Source organism: Pseudomonas sp. MF7453 (genome assembly GCF_016405455.1).
Classification (GTDB): Bacteria; Pseudomonadota; Gammaproteobacteria; order Pseudomonadales; family Pseudomonadaceae; genus Aquipseudomonas; species Aquipseudomonas paralactis.
The window spans coordinates 22,776-41,130 of the sequence record NZ_JAEKCN010000006.1; the positions used below are offsets into that span (position 1 = coordinate 22,776).

General features: G+C 59.4%; 16 protein-coding genes. 8 read left to right on the forward strand and 8 right to left on the reverse strand.

What is annotated here, in order from left to right:
- Positions 1–59 precede the first annotated feature (59 nt).
- Positions 60–671: an FMN-dependent NADH-azoreductase gene (locus JFT63_RS11065; RefSeq protein ID WP_057702966.1), complete on the forward strand. Its 612-nt coding sequence runs from the start codon at positions 60–62 to the stop codon at positions 669–671.
- A 190-nt stretch (positions 672–861) separates the two neighbouring features.
- Positions 862–1,899 (forward strand): alpha/beta hydrolase family protein, encoded by a 1,038-nt coding sequence (locus tag JFT63_RS11070; protein WP_057702967.1) that lies wholly within the window; start codon positions 862–864, stop codon positions 1,897–1,899.
- Here the strand turns inward: JFT63_RS11070 and JFT63_RS11075 are convergent.
- The 3 genes from JFT63_RS11075 to JFT63_RS11085 all read right to left on the reverse strand — a co-directional run bounded on the left by JFT63_RS11075 (position 1,893) and on the right by JFT63_RS11085 (position 6,253).
- Positions 1,893–3,065 (reverse strand): MFS transporter, encoded by a 1,173-nt coding sequence (locus JFT63_RS11075; RefSeq protein WP_198843936.1) that lies wholly within the window; start codon positions 3,063–3,065, stop codon positions 1,893–1,895. The two genes, JFT63_RS11070 and JFT63_RS11075, sit on opposite strands and share 7 nt — an antisense overlap.
- Positions 3,066–3,285: 220 nt before the next feature.
- Positions 3,286–4,872, reverse strand: coding sequence for an ABC-F family ATPase (locus tag JFT63_RS11080; protein ID WP_003191057.1), 1,587 nt, complete (start codon positions 4,870–4,872; stop codon positions 3,286–3,288).
- Positions 4,873–5,014: 142 nt separating this feature from the next.
- On the reverse strand, positions 5,015–6,253 hold the full coding sequence (locus tag JFT63_RS11085) for an MFS transporter (protein ID WP_186562896.1): 1,239 nt from the start codon (positions 6,251–6,253) through the stop codon (positions 5,015–5,017).
- Positions 6,254–6,407: 154 nt separating this feature from the next.
- Between JFT63_RS11085 and JFT63_RS11090 the strand changes: the two genes are divergently transcribed.
- Positions 6,408–7,220, forward strand: coding sequence for a class I SAM-dependent methyltransferase (locus JFT63_RS11090; RefSeq protein ID WP_198843937.1), 813 nt, complete (start codon positions 6,408–6,410; stop codon positions 7,218–7,220).
- Positions 7,221–7,372: 152 nt separating this feature from the next.
- On the opposite strand, the gene JFT63_RS11095 is transcribed toward JFT63_RS11090, so the two are convergent.
- Positions 7,373–7,759, reverse strand: a complete 387-nt coding sequence (locus tag JFT63_RS11095; RefSeq protein ID WP_198843938.1) for a TIGR03067 domain-containing protein — start codon at positions 7,757–7,759, stop codon at positions 7,373–7,375.
- Positions 7,760–8,078: 319 nt separating this feature from the next.
- Between JFT63_RS11095 and JFT63_RS11100 the strand changes: the two genes are divergently transcribed.
- A complete protein-coding gene (locus tag JFT63_RS11100; protein WP_057702972.1) occupies positions 8,079–9,416 on the forward strand; it encodes a Wzz/FepE/Etk N-terminal domain-containing protein in 1,338 nt (445 codons plus the stop codon).
- 264 nt (positions 9,417–9,680) lie between these two features.
- Positions 9,681–10,580 (forward strand): lipid A hydroxylase LpxO, encoded by a 900-nt coding sequence (gene lpxO, locus JFT63_RS11105; protein ID WP_186562902.1) that lies wholly within the window; start codon positions 9,681–9,683, stop codon positions 10,578–10,580.
- A 19-nt stretch (positions 10,581–10,599) separates the two neighbouring features.
- On the opposite strand, the gene ligD is transcribed toward lpxO, so the two are convergent.
- Together ligD and ku are read right to left on the reverse strand one after the other, a co-directional pair.
- A complete protein-coding gene (gene ligD, locus JFT63_RS11110; RefSeq protein WP_198843939.1) occupies positions 10,600–13,113 on the reverse strand; it encodes a DNA ligase D in 2,514 nt (837 codons plus the stop codon).
- Between the two features lie 24 nt (positions 13,114–13,137).
- Complete coding sequence (gene ku, locus JFT63_RS11115) at positions 13,138–13,977, reverse strand: non-homologous end joining protein Ku (protein ID WP_186562906.1); 840 nt, start codon at positions 13,975–13,977, stop codon at positions 13,138–13,140.
- A 184-nt stretch (positions 13,978–14,161) separates the two neighbouring features.
- Between ku and JFT63_RS11120 the strand changes: the two genes are divergently transcribed.
- Both JFT63_RS11120 and JFT63_RS11125 read left to right on the forward strand, forming a co-directional pair.
- Complete coding sequence (locus tag JFT63_RS11120) at positions 14,162–14,476, forward strand: hypothetical protein (RefSeq protein WP_057702976.1); 315 nt, start codon at positions 14,162–14,164, stop codon at positions 14,474–14,476.
- A 12-nt stretch (positions 14,477–14,488) separates the two neighbouring features.
- Positions 14,489–15,646: a PQQ-dependent sugar dehydrogenase gene (locus JFT63_RS11125; RefSeq protein ID WP_057702977.1), complete on the forward strand. Its 1,158-nt coding sequence runs from the start codon at positions 14,489–14,491 to the stop codon at positions 15,644–15,646.
- A gap of 134 nt (positions 15,647–15,780) precedes the next feature.
- Here JFT63_RS11125 and JFT63_RS11130 read toward each other — a convergent pair whose 3' ends face one another.
- Both JFT63_RS11130 and JFT63_RS11135 read right to left on the reverse strand, forming a co-directional pair.
- Positions 15,781–16,260 carry a nuclear transport factor 2 family protein gene (locus tag JFT63_RS11130; protein ID WP_198843940.1) on the reverse strand — a complete coding sequence of 160 codons (480 nt, stop codon included), beginning with the start codon at positions 16,258–16,260 and terminating at the stop codon, positions 15,781–15,783.
- Between the two features lie 53 nt (positions 16,261–16,313).
- A complete protein-coding gene (locus JFT63_RS11135) occupies positions 16,314–16,865 on the reverse strand; it encodes a TetR/AcrR family transcriptional regulator (RefSeq protein WP_057702978.1) in 552 nt (183 codons plus the stop codon).
- Positions 16,866–16,989: 124 nt separating this feature from the next.
- Between JFT63_RS11135 and pssA the strand changes: the two genes are divergently transcribed.
- Positions 16,990–18,333, forward strand: coding sequence for a CDP-diacylglycerol--serine O-phosphatidyltransferase (gene pssA / locus JFT63_RS11140; protein ID WP_198843941.1), 1,344 nt, complete (start codon positions 16,990–16,992; stop codon positions 18,331–18,333).
- Positions 18,334–18,355: the final 22 nt, after the last annotated feature.

The window sequence follows — 18,355 nt, forward strand, 5'->3', positions numbered from 1 at the left end:
TCATGAGTAGCATCACCACCATCTGATCGCCACTGTCGATCCCACCTCGGAGATCCACCATGAAACTGTTGCATATCGATTCCAGCATCCTCGGCGACAACTCCGCTTCCCGCCAACTCAGTGCCGGTGTGGTCAAGGCATGGCAAGCCGCTGAACCGGGTGTGCAAGTGACTTACCGTGACCTGGCCAGTGAAGGCATCAACCACTTCTCCGGCGCGACCCTGGGTGCACTGGGCACCGCGGCCGACTTGCGCGATGCCGCGCAACAGCACGAAGCTGAACTGAGTGCATCGTCGCTGGCTGAATTCCTCGCCGCCGATGCCATCGTGGTCGGTGCGCCGATGTACAACTTCACCATTCCTACCCAGCTGAAAGCCTGGATCGACCGGATCGCGGTCGCCGGCCAGACCTTTCGCTACACCGAAGCCGGCCCTGAAGGCCTGTGCGGTAACAAGAAGGTGATTATCGTGTCCACCGCCGGTGGTCTGCACGCAGACCAGGCGTCTGGCGCCGCCCATGAAGGCTACTTGAAACTGCTGTTCGGCTTCCTCGGCATCACCAACATTGAAATCGTTCGCGCTGAAGGCCTGGCCTACGGTGATGAAGTGCGCAGCAAGGCCTTGAGCGATGCCAACGTGCGTATCAACCAACAGTTGTTCGCCGCGGCGTAAGGCTTGTGTAAATTAAGCCGTTGCTCGGTTTCATTCTGAAGCCGGGCGCCTAAACTCTGTATTCTGATCGCCTGAGCGCGAGCGGAATACGGAGTTTTTTCGTTTGTGGCCCAGATTCTGCAGATATGGAGCCGATACCTGGACGTTTATTCGACATGCCGGTTCTTACGCAGCAAAGGTGGACATCCCCATGATGCGTCTTAGTGCTGTTCTGGTTCTTTCGCTGCTTGGCGGCCTGATTTCAGTGCACGCCGCACCGGCACCGCACCCGCATTGGAGTGTGGGGTTTCATCGCATGAGTGTGCTTGACCCGCTGGATTCGCAGCCGATGAAGGCCATCGCGTTTTACCCCTCCACCGATACCGAGCGCACCACGCCACTGGGCGCCTATCAGGTGGCGGCCAGTGAAGACGCCAAGGTTGCCATCGGCCGTTTTCCCATGCTGATGCTGTCGCATGGCAACACCGGCACGCCCCTGGCCTTGCACGATCTGGCGACCTCATTGGCGCGCAAGGGCTTTGTGGTGGTGGCGGTCCTGCACCCCGGCGACAACTATAAGGACCACAGCCGCCTGGGCACGGTGAGTAATTTGTATGGACGGCCAATCCAGATCTCCCAGGCGATCACCGCAACCCTGGCCGATCCGATGCTGTCGCCCTTCGTCGATGTCGATCAGATTGGTGTCATCGGTTATTCCGCCGGAGGTGAAACCGCGCTGATCCTGGCGGGCGCCAAGCCGGATTTCGAGCGTCTGCGGCGATACTGCCAGCAACGCCCGCAGGACCGCGATGCCTGCACCACCAAGGGTGAGTTGGTGGTCGACCGTGACGACTTGCAGCCACAGGCTGACCCGCGCATCCATGCCCTGATGCTGATGGCGCCACTGAGCCTGATGTTTGGCCGCCACACCCTGGCTGACGTGCACGTACCGGTGTTGCTGTACAGCGGCGATGGCGACCAACTGGTAGCGGTGGACAAAAACGCCGCCGCCCTGGCGCGCAAACTGCCAGAGCCACCGGACTTCAAGTTGCTGGCCGGGGCAGGGCACTTTGTATTCATGGCCCCGTGCGACAGTGATCAGTTGGCGACAATGCCGGGCATCTGCACCGATGCCGATGGCGTCGATCGCGAAGGGATTCACCGCGATATGGTCTCCGAGGCCGGGCGCTTTTTCAGCCGCACCCTCGGTGAGGCAACGCGTGCAGGCCTGCAAACGGCTGATCAGTAGGCGCGGCGCCTGAGCAGCACAGTCAGGGCGAGTGCGCTGACCGACAGCAACGCGGCGCAGAAGAAAATCCAGCCGTAGCCGAGGTTCAACGCCACGGCGCCCATCAACGGGCCGGCAATCGCCAACGCCAGGTCGAAAAACACCGCATAGGCACTCAGCCCCGCACCTCGGCTGCTGTCCGGTACTTGCTTGATGGCTTCAACGCCGAGTGCCGGGTACACCAGTGACAGGCCAAAGCCGGTCAACCCCGCACCGATCAAGGCGACGCCGGTGGACGGTGCCAGCCATAACAGCGCCAGGCCCAGGGTTTCGATGCTCATGCAGGCGATGGCGGCGGTAAAACCACCAAAGCGGCTGATGGCAGAAATGAACAGCAGGCGCGACAGAATAAAACACACGCCAAATACCGTCAGGCAATACGCCGCGCCGCTCCAGCCACGATTGAGGTAATAGAGAGTAATGAAGGTCGTCAGCGTGCCGTAGCCAATCGACGCCAGGCACAAGCTGGTGCCAAACGGCGCGATGCGCCCGAACACTGCCCAGAACGGCAGCCGCTCACCGCGCACCACCGGCACTGAAGGCTTATTACGGATCAGCACCAGCCCCAACCCCGCCAACACTGACAGGGCAATTCCCAGGCTGGTATAGCCATATTCCGCCACCATCACCACGCCGACTGGCGCACCAATGGCAATGGCGCCGTAGGAGGCAATGCCATTCCAGGAGATCGAGCGCGCGGTGTGTTCAGTGCCCACGGCGCCCATGCACCAACTGATGGTACCCACGCCAATCAGGCCCTGGGCCACGCCGAGTAACAGGCGACCGGCGATCAGAATACCCAGGCTCAAGCTCGGCAGACTTTCCAGCAGCGTGGCGATAAAGGTCAGTACACCGCTGATCAGAATGCCGGCCAGGCCTAGCACGATCGCGCGTTTGGTACCGACGTTATCCGACATCCGCCCGGCCATCGGACGGCTGAGCAGTGTGGCAAGGTACTGCGAACCGATGGTCACCCCGGCCACCACGGCGCTGAAACCCAGTTGCTCGTGCACATAGCCTGGAATCACCGCTATCGGCAGGCCGATGCAGATAAAGGCAATGAAGGTGTAGAAAACGATGGAAACGATCTGCAGGGTGATCGACAGGGAGGAGGGGGCGGCAGGCATGAGTACTCAATCGCTGGCGGGCGGTAAAGCATCATGGCATATCCCGCATTACTGTAGGAGCGAGCTTGCTCGCGAAGAACGTCAACGATAACGCGGGTTGCCTGATTCTGCGCGGCGTCCTCAGGTTTTTCGCGAGCAAGCTCGCTCCTACAGTAGTAGAGCGTATGCAAAAAAGCCCTGTCACAGGGACAGGGCTTTTGCTTGCAGCTAAGTGCTGTTCTTAGAACACCACACCCTGGCTACGCAAGTAGTCGTCATAGGTGCCGCTGAAGTCGATCACGCCGCTTGGGCTCAACTCGATGATGCGGGTGGCCAGGGACGATACGAACTCGCGGTCGTGGCTGACGAAGATCAGCGTGCCCGGGTAGTTCTCCAGCGCCAGGTTCAACGCCTCGATGGATTCCATGTCCAAGTGGTTGGTCGGCTCGTCCATGATCAGCACGTTCGGCTTTTGCAGGATCAGCTTGCCGAACAGCATACGACCTTGCTCACCACCGGAGATCACTTTGACCGACTTCTGGATTTCGTCGTTGGAGAACAACATACGGCCCAGGGTGCCACGGATCATTTGTTCGCCCTGGGTCCACTGGCCCATCCAGTCGAACAGGCTCACGTCGTCTTCGAAGTCGTGGGCGTGGTCCTGGGCGTAGTAGCCCAGCTCGGCGGCGTCGGTCCACTTAATGCTGCCGGCGTCCGGGGTCAGCTCGTTGACCAAGGTGCGCAGCAAGGTGGTCTTGCCGATACCGTTGGGGCCGATGATCGCCACGCGCTCGCCGGCTTCAACCTGGAAGCTGAAGTCTTTGAACAGCGGCTTGCCGTCAAAACCTTTGGCCATCTTTTCGACCATGACCGCCTGGCGATGCAGCTTTTTGTTCTGCTCGAAACGGATGAACGGGCTCACACGGCTCGAAGGCTTGACCTCAGCCAGTTGGATCTTGTCGATCGCCTTGGCGCGGGAGGTCGCCTGCTTGGCTTTCGAGGCGTTGGCCGAGAAGCGGCTGACAAAGGATTGCAGCTCGGAGATCTGCGCTTTCTTCTTGGCGTTGTCCGACAGCAACTGCTCGCGGGACTGGGTCGCCACGGTCATGTACTCGTCGTAGTTGCCCGGGAACAGGCGCAACTCGCCGTAGTCCAGGTCAGCCATGTGGGTGCACACGCTGTTCAGGAAGTGACGGTCGTGAGAGATGATGATCATCAGGCTGGAGCGCTGGGTCAGGATGTTTTCCAGCCAGCGGATGGTGTTGATGTCCAGGTGGTTGGTCGGTTCGTCGAGCAACAGCACTTCCGGGTCAGAGAACAGCGCCTGGGCCAGCAATACACGCAGCTTCCAGCCTGGAGACACTTCGCTCATCGGGCCGAAATGCTGCTCCAGGGGAATACCCAGGCCCAGCAGCAACTCACCGGCGCGGGATTCGGCGGTGTAGCCGTCCATTTCGGCGAACTCGGTTTCCAGCTCGGCCACGGCCATGCCGTCTTCTTCGCTCATTTCCGGCAGCGAGTAGATGCGGTCACGCTCAGCCTTGACCTTCCACAGTTCCTCGTGGCCCATGATCACGGTATCGAGCACGGTGAATTCTTCGTAGGCGAACTGGTCCTGGCGCAGTTTACCCAGGCGCACATTCGGCTCCAGCATCACCTGGCCGCCGGACGGATCGAGGTCGCCACCGAGGATTTTCATGAAGGTCGACTTGCCGCAACCGTTGGCACCGATCAAACCATAGCGGTTGCCGGCGCCGAACTTGACCGAGACGTTCTCGAAGAGCGGCTTGGCGCCGAACTGCATGGTGATGTTAGCTGTGGAGATCAATTACTTTACCTATCAATGGGTTGCGAGCGTGACGGCAGGTGCCTTCAGGCATACGTCAACAGCGACATCAAGGCACGAAACCCGGTCGCTGAGCGGAAAATTTGGGGTGTGTGTTGGAATTTGGCGCGCATTGTCGCATATGTCAGGCGACAGTTGTATGGCGAGCTAAGGATGGTTTTGCCAAGGTCTCCGGCATGGCCAGCCACAACAGCATCAAGGCAACGGCTGCAACCGCCGCCAACGTGAGGAAAGCCGCGTTGTAGCCAGCTTGCTGCACCACGAAACCGGCCAGGCTGTTGCTGAGTGCCGCGCCCAGGCCGAATACGGTGGAGAGGGCGCCCAGGCTGACGTTGAAGCGCCCGGTGCCTTGGGTCAGGTCTTTGACGATCACCGGGAACAGGGCGCCGAAAATGCCGGCGCCGATACCGTCGAGCATCTGCACGGCCACCAGCCAGTAGGGGTCGCTGGACAGGGTATAGAGTACGCCACGCAGCGGCAGTATCAGGAAACCGGCAAGCAACAGCGGCTTGCGCCCCCAGATATCGGCCTTCAGCCCGACCAGCCAAGCCATCGGCACCATCACCAACTGCGCCGCGACAATGCAGGCTGAAGTCAACGGGGTGGCCATCTGCAGATTGATCTGCGCCAGTTTCTGACTGACCAGCGGCAGCATCGCGGCATTGGCCAGGTGAAACAGTGCGCAGCAGATGGCGAACAGTAGCAGCGGTTGGTTGGCCAGCAATGCTTTCAGGCCCGAGGGCTGTTCATGGTCGGTGTGATGGGCCGGATCGAAACCACGAGCGACCTCATGGTCAATCGCCTTGGCCGGCACGCAACTGACCGCAATGACACTGGCGACGGCCATGAACGCCATCAGGTAGAACACCACCACCGGCCCGAACAGGTAGGCCAGCCCGCCGGCCAGCAACGCGGCCACGGCATTGCCGGCGTGGTTGAAGGTCTCGTTGCGCCCGGTACGCCGGGTGAAGGCGCGCGGCCCGGTGATCCCCAGCGAAATGGCGGAAATTGCCGGGGCAAAGACAGAGGCGGCTACGGCACTGGCGGCCTGGGTCAACGCCACCCAGCCAAATGAACTGACGAAGGGCAGCATCAGGCAACTGCCCGTCACCAACAGCGCGGCAATGGCAACCACCGCGCGTTTACTGCGAGTGCGGTCGATCAGCGCACCTGCGGGGCCCTGGGTCAGCAAGGCAGCGATGCCTGCCAGGGTCATGACCACACCAATACTGGCCGGCTCCCATTGATGCACGGCCAACAGGTAGATCGCCAGGTATGGTCCGAGACCGTCGCGCACATCGGCGAGAAAGAAGTTCAGGCTGTCCAGGGATAAAGCGATGCGCAGGTCTGAATGACGGGCCATGGTACGACCTTCAAGAGCGGCGTTCAGGGGCTGAACACGCGTTGGATTAATGACCGGCGGGCTGGGTGATAAGTTTCGCGGTGGGCCAGGGTTTCCTCCTGCGCACATTTAACTTACTTTCCGAAGCCCACTGTAACGAGTTACTGGAGAAGCAATGGACATGCCCTCAGCGCAAGAGGCGATCGCCAGCAATAAAAATGCCTGGGACGAATCCGCCGGGTTGCACAAAAATACCGCGACCTGGGCGGCACTGCTGGCCTCGGTAGCCGAGCCTGATTTTTCCTGCCTTGACCCGACCATCACCACCTTGCTGCAAGAGGTGGGCGTGGTGGGCAAGGACGTGGTGCAATTGTGTTGCAACAACGGACGCGAAAGCCTTTCGTTGTATGGCTTGGGCGCCCGTTCGATGGTGGGGGTTGATCAATCCCGGGCGTTTCTTGAACAGGCGCGGGAATTGGCCGAGGTCTCGCCACACAGCCCTGAGTTCATTGAGACCGATATCCACCATTTGCCCGATCGTTTGCAGGCACGGTTCGATATTGCCCTGGTGACCATTGGCGTGCTGGGTTGGATGCCGGATGTGGCGTTGTTCATGCGCCAGGTCGCCAGTGTGCTGAAGCCCGGCGGTACGTTGGTCATGTACGAAACCCATCCCTTTCTTGAGGTGTTTGACCCCTGTGGGGGCAACCCGATGCTGCCTGCCAGTTCTTACTTCCAGCGTGAACCCTTTGTGCTGCAGGAGGCCATTGTCTATGAAGGGAAGGACGAGCGGCCCGGGCCGACCTCCTATTGGTATGTACATACCCTGGGCAGTGTGGTCAGCGGGGCTATCGCAGCGCAGTTGCAGATCGCTCATTTGCAGGAATACCCGCATTCCAACCGGGAAGAACTCTACGATCAATATGAGCATCAGGCCGCGCAACTGCCCCTGTGCTTTACCATGACAGCGATCAGGCGTGATAGCTGATCAAGGTTTGCGCACACAAAAAAGGCCCGCGAGGAGAGGGCGGGCCAAGTGATTCACTGTAGGAGCGAGCTTGCTCGCGAAGAACGTTAACGATCACGCGTGTTGCCTGAATGAACGCAGCGTCTGTGAGTTTTTCGTGAGCAAGCTCGCTCTTACAAGCGCCGTACGAAGGTGCGCATGGTTTGCCCAGGGCCGGTGCTGAACACGGTGGGCCTGGGCATGCCTTCATCCGCTGCGATAAATACGAAGTCATCGCCGTCCAGCCGGTAACTGGCGGGGAGCTGCTTGCCTGCATCCTCACCCATGTCGTCCGTCCACGTAATGCTTTTGGGCTGCGTACCGGCGTCCAGCACGAACCGACCCGAGAGCAATATTTGGCCACTTACCGTGGTGACTTCGAAGCGATCTTCAATAATTGTGGTCAAGGCTCCGGGGGCACTGTGAATGTCCGCAGGGTTGAGAACGCCACTGTCTTCAAGAGTTGTTTGCTCCCAAGTGCCTTGCAGGGCTTGAAAATCGGAGGTTGAAAGCGGTGACATACAAGTTCCTTTTTGTAGAAGAGAAGTGTTCGCAACTAACAGGGCGCTAAGTTTTTTTCTTTATAGGACAGGTATTTGACAGCATTTTCATGTTGTATTGACTACGCTTGCAACAACGCTACTCCCACAGGGTTGCGACGTTTGTACTACGCGACGACTTAAAACCCGAAATAATCCCCTACATCGTGGGATATTTCAGCTGGCTAAGTGGTCACATCGCCACTGGTCCGGCGTATCAAGGGCGTTGTCCCTGATTTTTGAAGTCATTCAGGCTTCTGAGAATGATGGCCTTTTAGTATTATTTTAAGGTGTTCTTATTTTGAATCGCACTTCCCCGCTTCCGCCTTCCGTAGCTTCCGATGAAATTGATCTGTTTGAATTGTTTCACGCCATCTGGCGGCAAAAAAAGCTGGTAGTCGGTTGTACGCTTCTTGCAGGCGTATTAGGGGCGGGGTATGCGTTCCTGGCACCCAAGACGTATGAAGTCAGCAGTGTGTTACGGCCTGCGGCAATCAACGAGCTAGACGCCTTGAATCGTTCAGAAGTTTATAAGTTGCCGCCTGCCGATGCGCTGCTCAAAGTGGGCGCTCAGCTGGATTCCTATGATGCACGCCTGGGGTTCTTCAAGGACCATGAAGAGTTGTTCAAGGCGTTCAAGAAACCAGGGCAGACCCTTGAGCAGAGCTTTGAGGCGTTCAACCGTAATTCCGTCAACCTGATTCTGCCCGACCCCAAAAAATCCGATTCGCTGAGCAGCTATATTCGTCTGGAGCTGCAATACCCGGCCGACGTCGACGGTGTCGCCATCCTCAACGGCTTTGTGGATTACGCCATTGCCGCCGAGCGTCAGCAGGTGGGCGCTGACCTCAAAGTCATCGTCAACAACCGTCTGACCGAGCTCAAGGGCAAGATCGACGCTGCCCGTTCCAACTACGATACCGACAAGGAATCCAAGATCGCCAAGCTGCTTGAGGCTGACCGACTCAAGCGTGCCCAACTGCAGGATGAGCTCAGCGCGCTGCGCCTGCAGATGAAGATGGAGCGTACCAATCGCCTGGCCGAGCTGGCGGAAGCCATTTCCATTGCCAAGTCCATGGGCATCCGTACGCCGACGACGCCGTCTTCCATGGCGGACTCCACACGCAGTGGTTCCAGCCAGGTCATGCGCACAGAGGTCAACAATCAGAAGATCCCGCTGTACTTCATGGGCACCGAGGCGCTGGAAGCCGAGCGTGCCGCGTTGCAACAGCGCACCAGTGATGACTTCACCAACCCGCGCATTGCCGAGATCGGCAAGGATTTGCAACTGCTGGAAAGCAACCGCGAAGTCGAGGTGCTGCGCAAGCGTGGTAATGAGGACATCTTCTTGCAGGATGTCGAGCCGCTTCGTGCTGAAGTCGCCAGGCTGCGTGGCTTGAACATCGACATGAGCAACCTGAAGCTTGTGACGATCGACCGCCGCGCTCAGGAGCCTTTGGCGCCGATCAAGCCGAAAAAGCCGCTGGTCATTGCGTTGAGTTTGGTCGGCGGCCTGTTGCTGGGTCTGATGATCGCGCTGATCCGCCACTTCATCCGCAGTCGCAGCCAGGTGGTCCCCTATACCGCGTTGGCAGACGCCAGTTTGCCCCGCCGCGAGGGTAAGGACGCCCCGCAATAACGCAGTAAAGCCTTCAAACAGGCGGGCACACAAGCCCGCCTGTTCCCGCCCCCAGCACACTCAGTAGACAGCTTTTCACAATTCTTAGTTAACCTTTGGTTACAAAGTATGGCTAAATAACGGCCAATGGTTACACGCCGCAAGGTCGCCAGGCCTGGCGTGTCACCTGTACGTGAATTGTGATTTCAGGTGCTGCATATCCATCCTCGGCCGTTGTGGGCCCGCAGGAGCAGCCTGTTCTCTCCCTGACTTGTGACGAATCCCTTGAAACTCATCATTGTTGCTCTCTACGTTGCCTCCATTGCGTATGTACACCTGCGCGGTCGGGTGCGACATAAGCTGGGTCGCCAGCTTAGCGACCACTCGACGTTCCTGGCGCCGATCAACTGTTTCCTGTACCTGTTCTCCAGGCAGCCCAGCCGTCCCTTTCTTTCACCCAGTGATTTTCCGGACCTGAGCCCCTTGCAGGAACATTGGCAAGAGATCCGCGAGGAAGGCCAGAACCTGATGCGGGCAGGGGAGATCAAGCGTTCGGACCAGTACAACGACGTGGGTTTCAACTCGTTTTTCAAGTCGGGCTGGAAGCGTTTTTACCTCAAGTGGTACGGTGACAGCCACCCTTCGGCGATGAAGCTGTGCCCACGCACCACTGAGTTGGTGCAAGGCATCGGTTCGATCAAGGCTGCGATGTTCGCCGAACTGCCACCGGGCTCCAAGCTGGTGCGTCACCGTGACCCGTATGCGGGCTCCTATCGGTATCACTTGGGTCTGGATACGCCCAACGACCCAGGGTGCTACATCAATGTGGATGGTGAGAGCTACTACTGGCGCGACGGCGAGCCGGTGATGTTCGACGAGACCTACATTCACTACGCAGAAAACACCACCCAACAGAACCGCATCATTCTGTTCTGCGATATCGAACGCCCGATGAAGTACCGCTGGGCGGCGGCGTTCAACCGTTGGTTCAGTCGCAATGTGATGGCCGCTGCGGGCTCGCCCAATGATGATGGCGACAAGACGGGCGGCCTCAACCGCGCCTTTACCCGCTTGTACAAGATTCGCCTGCGCGGCAAAGAGCTCAAAAAGCGTAATCGCACGCGCTACTACCTGGAAAAGTGGGCTATTTTCGCGGGCCTGGCACTGATCTTTATTCTTATCTAAACCCTTTGCCGGGCGCGAATCACTGCGGTGGTTTTGCGCCCAGCTTGTCCCACATCTTCTTGCTGATCTTCTGCCGATTGGCATAGCCGGCCCACGGGTCGCCCTTCAACCCGTGCAGACGCTCATGCAGGTTCGCCACCGTCCACTGCTGGGCCCCACGCAATCCTTTCAATTCTTCCCGACTGACCGGCACTGATACCGGCAAGCCCGGCCTTGCACGCACGGAATATGCCGCGACGGTGCTGGCACCCCGGGCGTTGCGCAGGTAATCGATAAAGATCTTGCCCACGCGGTTTTTAGGGCCACTGGTGGCAGTAAAGCGTTCGGGCAGTTGCTGGCTCATAAACTGCGCAATGGCCTTGGCGAACGCTTTGACGGCGTCCCAGCCATCGCGCCGTGCCAGCGGCACAATCAGGTGCAAACCCTTGCCGCCGCTGGTCTTGACGAAGGTTTGCAATCCCAGTTCATCGAGCACCGACAGGGTCAGCTCGGCCGCTTCCAGCATGGACTTCCAGGGCAGGGCCGGGTCCGGGTCAAGGTCCAGAACGAACAGGTCAGGGGTTTCAATCTTGTCCGTGGTGGCGCCCCAGGTATGCAGCTCGACAGTGCCCATTTGCACGGCACCGGCCAGCGCCTCTGCGCTGTCCACCTCCATCAGGCGCGCATGGCCGGGATCCAGCGCCTGATCCAGTTGCTTGATGTGGGGAATGGCCATGCGCTCGGAGTGCTTCTGGAAAAACTGCTCCCCTTCGATGCCTTCGGGCGCCCGCAGCAGCGACACGGGGCGGCCGCGCAGGAATGGCAGGATCCATTCGCTGATGTCGGCATAGAACTGCGCTAACTGCTGTTTTTGCGTGCCACTGTGCTTGTCGATGATGCGATCGGGGTGGGTGATCTTCACGTTGTTCACCGCTTTACCGGCTTTACCGACTTTCTGCGTCTTCGCGGCCTTGACCGACTTGGCCGCACGCGGCTGTTCATGAATGATTTGCGCTGCTGGCTTGTCGGTGCGCAATGCTACGAAGGCGGCCTGGCGCACCACACCTTCACGCGTCCATTCGGCAAACTGCACTTCACCGACCAGGCGCGGTTCAACCCAATGCACGCCACGGGCCTGGGCGCTGGTCAACGGCTTTTGCAAGGGTGAGTCTTTACGCTCCAGTGGCGTGAGCTTGGCGTAGATGGATTTCAACGCGGCCTGATCAAATCCCGTGCCCACACGACCGGCATACACCAGCCCGGTTTCATCGTTGACCGCCAAAAGCAGCGCGCCAAACCCACTGCGCGAACCCTGGGGGCGGGTGTAACCGACAATTACGAATTCCTGGCGCAGGCGGCATTTGAGCTTGATCCAGTCGGCACTGCGCCGGGATACATAGGCGCTTCCGGCACGCTTACCGATTACGCCTTCGAGCGCCAGGTCACAGGCGCTTTCGAAAATATCACGGTGGTTGGCGGCAAAGGCTTCGGAGAAACGCAGCAGTTTGCTTTTGCTGCCGGCGAGCGCCGATTTAAGCGCAGCCCGACGTTCTTCGACCGGGTCCTCGCGTTGATCACGGCCGTTCAGGAAGGGCGCATCAAACAGGTAGTAAACGATGTCCAGGCTGCGGCCGATATCGAAGGCATTCTGCAACGCCTGGAAATCCGGCAAGCCTTCGCCGTTGAGGCTGACCACTTCACCATCAAGCCAACTGTCCTTGAGTTTGAGGGCTTGCAAGGCTTTGGCCTGGCGCGGCAGGCGCTCGGTCCAGTCGTGGCCATTGCGGGTGAACAGGCGCACTTCACCATCACGGATGCGCGCCAGAATGCGATAGCCGTCGAACTTGATCTCGTAGCTCCAATCGCCCTCGGGGGCGCGATCGACCAGGGTTGCCAACTGCGGGGCGAGTTCGTCAGGTATGGCGCTCACTTGCGTGGGGGCCTTGGCCTTTGGCGCGGCCTTTTTTTTGGCGGAGGCCTTGGGCTTGCCGACTACCGCGTCGCTGAGCACGCTGGCAGGCTCGGCGTCGACGATGTCGTATTCAGAAACCGGGCGTGCCTGCTGGTCTTTTTCCTTGATCAGCAGCCACTGTTCCTTATCGCCACTGCCCTTGAGCCGTGTGCGTACCAGGGTCCAATCCCCGGCAAGTTTTTCACCTACCAGGGTGAACTTGAGCTTGCCGGCTGCATAGGCTTTGCGCGGCTCGTCGTGGGGTTGCCAAATACCTCGGTCCCATACAATTACGTCGCCTGCGCCGTATTGGCCGGCCGGAATGCTGCCTTCGAAACCGCCATAGCTTAGGGGGTGGTCTTCAACGTGGACCGCCAAGCGCTTCTGGCTTGGGTCCAGGCTGGGCCCCTTGGGCACCGCCCAGCTCAACAACACACCGTCGAGTTCCAGACGAAAGTCATAATGCAGGTTGCGCGCATCATGCTTTTGAATCACGAAGCTCAACGCCGAGGCTTTGCGCTTGCTGGCGGGTGAGCTGCCGGCGGGTTCAGCGGTGATCTTGAAATCGCGTTTGCGGTTGTATTCGCTCAGGGGCTTTGCCATGGCAGTCTCCAGTCAATGGCAGGCTCAAGAGGCCTTTTTGTTGGATTTCTTCGCGGCGGTTTTTTTCGCCGCGGGTTTGCCCGCCAGGCTGCGTTTGAGCAGTTCGGTCAGGTCGATCACGTCAGCGGATTTGCGCTCTTCGCTGTCTTCGCTCGACTCCACGTCTTCGATCTTGCCGGCCTTGGCCTTCTTCGCCACCAGCGCCATGATCTTGTCCTGGAAACTGTCGCGGTATTCGTCGGGTTGCCAGTCTGCGCTCATGTCTTCAACCAGGCGCTTGGCCATGTCCAATTCGCCCTTGGCGAGGGTTGGTTTGGTGACATCGGCACCGAGCTCCAGCTCGTCCAGGCTGCGGACCTCGGCGGGCCAGCGCAGCATTACCAGAACCAGAGCCGATTCCAGCGGCATCAGCGCGGCCAGGTGCTGTTTGGTGTGCAGCACCACATTAGCCAGGGCGACCTTGCCGGTTTTTTTCAGGGTTTCGCGCAGCAGCGCATAGACCTTGCCGCCGCGCTTGTCGGGGGCCAGGAAGTAGGGCGTGTCGATGTTCTGCAGGGGGATCTGGTCGCTGGCGACAAACGCGATGATTTCGATGGTCTGGGTCGACTTGGGGTGGGCCGAGCGAATTTCATCTTCGCTGAGCACCACATAGCGGCCCTTCTCGAAGGCCACGCCCTTGACGATATGTTCCTTGGTGACTTCCTTGCCCGTGGTTTTGTTGATGCGCTTGTAGCCGACCGGGTCCATGCTGCGTTTGTCCAGCCAGTCGAAATCAACGCCCTGGGAAGACGTCGCCGAGACCAGCGACACCGGGATATGAACCAGACCGAAACTGATGGCACCTTTCCAGATTGCCCGTGGCATAACTTCGATTCCTTAAACAGTGAGCCTGTTCTGGTGACTCGCAGGCCGCGGCAAAAGTTTCGGCGGGCAGATACTCGGACAGATCGTGTTACACCTGCTGAAAAACTATTTAGTGTCGCGAGCCGAACCCATGGCGTAGCGTGTTATCGAACGCACGTAGTACTCGGCATAGAGAGGCTTCGTCATGAATGGTTATGTACGTCATCTTGCAGTACTCGCGCTGGGCCTGGCCCTGGCGCCCTGGGCCCAGGCGCAAAACCTGCCGGGCCAATATGACACCAACAACAGCCCGATTCACCGGGCCAACCCCAACAGCATGCAGGGCACCCAGCCCAACGCGCCGGCGGTACGCGGTATCCAGACTGCGCCCACCAGCCCGCGGCCGACCGTGGAAAACCGTGGGGTCGGCAATACATATCCCAAGCGCGACGTGGCTCCCAGTCGCCCGGCCACCGAAACCAAAGCACCCACCTATGATGCCAACGGCAATCGCCGGTAAGGACTTCGCCTTATGTTGCTACGCAAAACTCTACTGGCGGCCGCATGTGTTGCCACGCTGCTGCCGCTGACCACCGTTTACGCCGCCGATAGCCAGCAATTCCCCAGCGAACAAGGCAGCATCACCGTCACGCCGATCGCTAAAGGCCTGGATCATCCATGGGCCCTGGCGTTTCTGCCGGATCAGCAGGGCTTTCTGGTCACCGAGCGCCCCGGCCACCTGCGATTTGTCAGCCCCGACGGTAAGCTTTCCGCGCCGTTGACGGGGGTTGCGCAAGTGTGGGCCAAAGGGCAGGGCGGGTTACTGGATGTGGCGTTGTCGCCCGACTTCAAACAGGACCGTATGGTTTACCTGTCGTATGCCGAAGGCGGCGGCCAGGATGGCAAAGCCGGAACCGCCGTGGGACGTGGGCGCCTGTCTGCCGACTTGAGCGGCCTGGAGAACTTCAAGGTGATCCTGCGCCAGGAGCCCAAACTGTCTACCGGCAACCACTTTGGCTCGCGTCTGGCGTTCGACCGTGACGGCTACCTGTTCGTGACCCTGGGCGAGAACAACGACCGCCCGACCGCCCAGGACCTGGACAAGCTGCAAGGCAAGGTGGTGCGCATCTATCCGGATGGCCGCGTACCCGATGACAACCCCTTTGTCGGTCAACCCGGTGTACGTCCCGAAATCTGGTCCTACGGCCAGCGCAACCCACAGGGCCTGGCGCTGAACCCGTGGAGCGGCACAATCTGGGAAAACGAACATGGGCCACGTGGGGGTGATGAAGTGAACATCATCGAGCGCGGCAAGAATTACGGTTGGCCGCTGGCGACCCACGGCATCAACTATTCCCTGTTACCGATTCCCGAAGCCAAGGGCAAAACGGCAGAAGGTACGGTTCAACCTCATCATGTCTGGGAGAAGTCCCCGGCCATCAGCGGCATGGCGTTCTACGACGCCGACCGTTTCAAAGCGTGGCAGCACAACCTGTTTATCGGTGCACTGGGCACCCAGGAGTTGATCAGGTTGCAGTTCGACGGTGACAGGGTGGTTCACGAGGAGCGCTTGCTGGGCGAGTTGAAAGCGCGGATACGTGATGTGCGGCAGGGGCCGGATGGGTTTCTGTATGTGCTGACGGATGAGGATAACGGAGTGTTGTATCGGGTCGGGCTAAATCAGGACTGATGCCTTTCGGTAATCGCTTTTTGTAGGAGCGAGCTTGCTCGCGAGAAACCCATAGGCGCCGCGTTCATTCGGGAAGCACGCGTTATCGTTGAGGTTTTTCGCGAGCAAGCTCGCTCCTACAGAGGGTAAGAGAGCTACAGGCCCAGGTCCGACAGCCCAGGGTGATCATCCGGTCGACGTCCCAGCGGCCAGTGGAACTTGCGTTCGCTTTCCTGGATCGGCTTGTCGTTGATGCAGGCAAAGCGGTTGGCCATCAGGCCGTTCTCATCAAACTCCCAGTTTTCATTTCCGTAGGAACGAAACCAGTTGCCGGAGTCGTCATGCCACTCATAGGCATAGCGCACGGCGATGCGGTTGCCGGTGAACGCCCACAACTCCTTGATCAAGCGATAATCCAGTTCCCTGGCCCATTTACGGCTCAAAAACTGCTTGGCTTCTTCGCGGTTGTGCGCGAATTCGGCGCGGTTACGCCACTGAGTGTCCAGGGTGTAAGCGAGGGACACCCGTTCCGGGTCGCGGGAGTTCCAGCCGTCTTCGGCCAGGCGAACTTTTTCGATGGCCGACTCGCGAGTAAAGGGCGGCAGGGGCGGGCGAACTTCTGCATGTGCTGACATGGGGTGGCTCCTGTAAACAGTAGGGTTAGTACGAAATTGCCGGTTCCGAGTGTTCAAAGCCCCAATAACGTTCGCGCCATGCATTGCGCATTATCGGCAGCCGTTGAATCACCCATGACCAGGGCAACGGTAATGGCGCCGTCGATCAGGATCAGCAGTTGCGCGGCCTGCCGTTGCGGATCGGGGGTGCCATGTGCTTGACACAGTTCAAGTACGTACTCGAACAGTTTGTGTTTATGGGCCTTGGCCAGCAGGCGTACCGGGTCTTGAGCGTCGCCGGTTTCGCCACTGGTATTGATAAAGGCGCAGCCACGAAAATCCGCGGAACCGAACCAGCCCTTCAGGGCGCTGAACACTGCCAGCAGGCGCTCGCCGCTGTCGTCGCTGTGCTCCACTTCGCCGCGCAGCCACTGCATCCAGCGTTCGTCGCGGCGCTGCAGGGCGGCAATCACCAACTCATCCTTGTTGGCGAAATAGCGATAAATGCTTTTTCTCGACACGCCGGCGGTTTTTACCAGCAGGTCCATACCGGTGGCGGCAATGCCATGGCGATAGATCAGTTTTTCGGTGACGTCGAGTATAATGTCGCGGGTTATGTCGTTCATGCTTATTACAGTAGAACGATCGTTCTTCTTGGTCAACTGACTTTTTACATCCTGTGCGGCGAGACCTGAGCAGTCCCATGGTGTAAGCTTTGGACCTCTTCGGATTCGACCCATTGCGAGCCCTATGCCGTCGTTCTTCAAACGCTCCCTGTTGCCCAAACTGCGCGGTTTCCCGCTGTCCCCGGAGGCCATCGAGGTGTTGTCCGGCGCCGATGCCTATCGTCGCTGCCTGCTGGAAAAAATCTCCCAGGCGACGCGTCGCATCTACATCGTTGCGTTGTATCTGCAACACGACGAAGCGGGGCAGGAGATCTACGACGCGCTGCACGCCGCCAAGGCTGCACGGCCGGAGTTGGACATCGTGGTCATGGTCGACTGGTTGCGCGCCCAGCGCGGCTTGATTGGCGCCGGCAAGCAGCCGGGCAACAGCGCCTGGTACCAGGCCATGACGCAAAGCCACGCCAGCGAAGTGCCGGTGTATGGCGTGCCGGTGCAAACCCGCGAGCTGTTTGGCGTGTTGCACCTCAAGGGCTTTGTGATCGATGACAGCGTGCTGTACAGCGGCGCCAGTCTGAACAATGTGTATTTGCACAAGTTCGACAAGTACCGCTTCGATCGTTACCACCTGATCCACAGCCCAGTGCTCGCCGACTCCATGCAACACCTGATCGAGCACGGCCTGGTGGCCTCCAAGGCCGTGCACCGCCTGGACCTGCCCAACCCGCCGACCACCCGCAGCCTGCGCAACGATATCGGCGACCTGCGCAGCCGTCTCAAGCACGCGGCCTACGACACTACCGCAGGGCAGTTGCCCAATGGTCACCTCTCGGTCAGCCCGTTGCTCGGCGTCGGCAAGAACAACCCCCTGAGCCGGGTGATTCTGGAACTGATCGCCAGCGCCCAGCAGCAACTGACCATCTGCACACCGTATTTCAACCTGCCGTTGCCGGTGACCCGCGAGATCAACCGCGCTCTGGCGCGAGGGGTGAAGATCGACATCGTGGTCGGCGACAAGACCGCCAACGATTTCTATATTCCGCCCAGCGAGCCGTTCAAGGTGATCGCAGCCTTGCCTTATCTGTATGAGATCAGTCTGCGGCGCTTCGCCAAGCGCCACCAGCCGATGATCGACAGCGGCCAGTTGAACCTGCACCTATGGCGCGATGGCGACAACACCTACCACCTTAAGGGCATGTGGGTTGACCAGCGCTACACCTTGCTGACCGGCAACAACCTCAACCCCAGGGCCTTTCGCCTCGATCTGGAAAACGGTTTGCTGATCGACGACCCCAAGGGCCAATGGCTGGAGCCGCGGCGTACCGAGCTGGCGCAGATCTTCCAGCACTCCACGCGCATCCAGGGCTATCAGCAATTGCAGACATTGGTGGACTACCCGCCGGCAGTGGGTAAGTTCCTGCGTCGAGTCAGCCGAGTGCGCATCGAGCGTTTGCTCTACCGCATTTTGTAGCCGTTATCGCGCAGGCAAAAAA